Genomic DNA, 3182 nt, shown 5'->3' on the forward strand with positions numbered 1-3182 from the left:
TGCGGGCCAACCAGATCGCACTGCAGAACCGGCTGCCGGTGATCTCGCTGGTGGAGTCCGGCGGCGCGGACCTGCCCACCCAGAAGGAGATCTTCATCCCCGGCGGGCAGATGTTCCGCGACCTGACCCGGCTGTCGGCGGCGGGCATCCCGACCATCGCGCTGGTATTCGGCAACTCCACCGCCGGCGGGGCCTATATCCCGGGGATGTGCGACTACGTCGTGATGATCAAGCGACGCTCCAAGGTGTTCTTGGCCGGCCCGCCGCTGGTGAAGATGGCCACCGGCGAGGAGTCCGACGACGAGTCTCTGGGCGGCGCCGAAATGCACGCCCGCGTCTCGGGTCTGGCCGATTACTTCGCTCTCGACGAGCTCGACGCACTCCGGATCGGCCGCCGGATCGTGACCCGGCTCAACTGGCGCAAGCAGGGACCGGCCCCGGGCCCCGTGGTCGAGCCGCGCTACGACGCCGAAGAACTGATCGGCATCGTCCCGGCCGACCTGCGCATCCCCTTCGACCCGCGCGAGGTGATCGCCCGCATCGTCGACGGCTCGGAGTTCGACGAGTTCAAACCGCTATACGGCTCATCGCTGGTGACCGGCTGGGCCCGGCTGCACGGCTACCCGCTGGGGATTCTGGCCAACGCGCGCGGCGTGCTGTTCTCCGAGGAGGCCCAGAAGGCCACCCAGTTCATCCAGCTGGCCAACCGCTCCGACACGCCACTGCTGTTCGTGCACAACACCACCGGCTACATGGTCGGCAAAGCCTACGAAGAGGGCGGCATGATCAAGCACGGCTCGATGATGATCAACGCCGTGTCGAACTCCGCCGTGCCGCACATCTCCCTGGTGATCGGTGCCTCCTACGGTGCGGGTAACTACGGAATGTGCGGGCGTGCCTACGATCCGCGGTTCATGTTCACCTGGCCGTCCGCCAAGGCCGCCGTCATGGGCGGCACGCAGCTGGCCGGCGTCCTTTCGATCGTCAGCCGGGCCGCCGCGCAGGCACGCGGCCAGGAGGTGGACGAGGAGGCCGACGCGGCGCTGCGCGCCGCCGTCGAGGCGCAGATCGAAGCCGAATCGCTGCCGATGTTCTTGTCCGGCCGGCTCTACGACGACGGGGTGATCGACCCGCGCGACACCCGCACCGTACTGGGTATTTGCTTGTCCGCCATCGCCAATGGCCCAATCGAGGGGACGTCGCACTTCGGCGTCTTCCGGATGTGAGGACACCATGATCACCAGGGTCCTGGTGGCCAACCGCGGCGAGATCGCCCGGCGGGTGTTCGCCACCTGCCGCCGGCTCGGTCTCGCCACCGTCGCGGTCTACACCGATCCCGACGCGGACGCCCCGCATGTCAACGAGGCGGATGCAAAGGTGCGGCTGCCGGAGACCAAGAGTTACCTTTCGGTCGATGCCATCATCGCCGCGGCTCGCGCAGCCGGCGTCGACGCCGTGCATCCCGGTTACGGATTCCTCTCCGAGAACGCGGAATTCGCGGCCGCGGTGCGTGACGCCGGCCTGACCTGGATCGGCCCACCGGTAACCGCGGTGGCCGCGATGGGCTCCAAGATCGGGGCCAAGGACATCATGGCGGCCGCCGGGGTGCCGGTGCTGGAGCAACTCGACCCGGAAACCGTGACGGCGGTGCAGCTGCCGGTGCTGATCAAGGCGTCGGCCGGCGGAGGCGGGCGGGGCATGCGGGTGGTCTCCGAATTGTCCGCCTTGGCCGGCGAAGTCAAGGCCGCAGGCCGGGAAGCGCGCTCTGCATTCGGCGACCCGACGGTTTTCTGTGAGCGCTATCTGCCCAACGGCCACCACATCGAGGTACAGGTGGTCGCCGATAACCACGGCACGGTATGGGCGGTCGGCGAACGGGAATGCTCGATTCAGCGCCGGCACCAGAAAGTCATCGAAGAGGCGCCCTCCCCGCTGGTCGAGCGCACCCCCGGAATGCGCGCCAAGCTGTTCGACGCCGCCAAGCTGGCAGCCAGCGCAATCGGCTACACCGGCGCCGGCACTGTGGAGTTCCTCGCCGACGATGACGGCGAGTTTTACTTCATGGAGATGAACACCCGCCTGCAGGTCGAACACCCGGTCACCGAGGAGACCACCGGGTGCGATCTCGTCGAGCTGCAGCTGGCGGTGGCCGACGGCGCCCGGCTGGATGCTGAACCTCCTGCAGTGCAAGGCCATTCGATCGAGGCCCGGCTCTATGCCGAGGATCCGGCTCGAGGCTGGCGTCCGCAGGCCGGACTGCTGCACACCATCGACATGCCCGGCGTGGCCGCGCGATTCGACACGCTGGGCCGGCGCAGCGGAATTCGGCTGGACTCCGGCGTCGCCGACGGCTCGATGGTTTCGATCCACTACGACCCGATGCTGGCCAAGGTCATCAGCTATGCGCCGACACGAGCCCAGGCCGCGGCGGTGCTTGCCCGCGCGCTGGCGAACGCCCGGCTGCACGGAGTGCGGACCAACCGCGATCTGCTGGTCCGGGTGCTGAGGCATCCGGCGTTCCTTGCCGGTGCCACCGACACCTCGTTTTTCGACACCCACGGGCTGGCCGAGCTGTCGGCACCGCTGGCCGATCCGGAAACGGTGCGGCTGTCCGCGGTCGCAGCAGCACTGGCCGAAGCCGCGTACAACCGGGCGACCGCGACGGTGCTCGGCCCCGTCCCGAGCGGCTGGCGCAACCTCGCATCGGGATTCCAGGTTAAGTCCTACGCCGACGACAGCGGTCACCAGCACCGTATCGGATATCGGTTTACCAGAGGCGGTTTGGTTATCGCCGACAATTCGCATCCAGTGCGTCTGGTCTCTTCCGATCCGCATCAGGTTGTGCTGGCCGACGCTGCGGGAGTCGCACGCAGTTACGCGGTCTCGCGCTACGGCCTGAACCTCGGCGACATCTACGTCGACTCTCCGGGCGGCGCGGTTCATCTGATCGCGCTGCCGCGCTTCCCCGAACCCGCGTCCACCATCGAGGCCGGATCCCTGTTGGCTCCGATGCCCGGCAATGTCACCCGGCTGGGCTCCGAAGTCGGCAGCACGGTGGCAGCAGGTCAACCGCTGATCTGGCTGGAGGCTATGAAGATGGAGCACACTCTCGCCGCACCGGCCGACGGCGTACTCGCCCAACTCAACGTCAAGCCCGGCGACCAGGTCGAGCTCGGAGCTGT

At 67.9% G+C, this 3182-nt stretch carries 2 protein-coding genes; both read left to right on the plus strand.

Annotated features, from left to right (window positions below; genetic code table 11):
* Positions 1-1226 (plus strand): acyl-CoA carboxylase subunit beta (locus AC2VON_RS22350; RefSeq protein WP_486954824.1); only part of this gene is annotated, 1226 nt, incomplete at its 5' end.
* 7 nt (positions 1227-1233) lie between these two features.
* On the plus strand, positions 1234-3182 hold a 1949-nt coding region (locus AC2VON_RS22355), incomplete at its 3' end, for an acetyl/propionyl/methylcrotonyl-CoA carboxylase subunit alpha (RefSeq protein ID WP_486954825.1).

This window comes from Mycobacterium sp. TH-M82 (genome assembly GCF_057473605.1).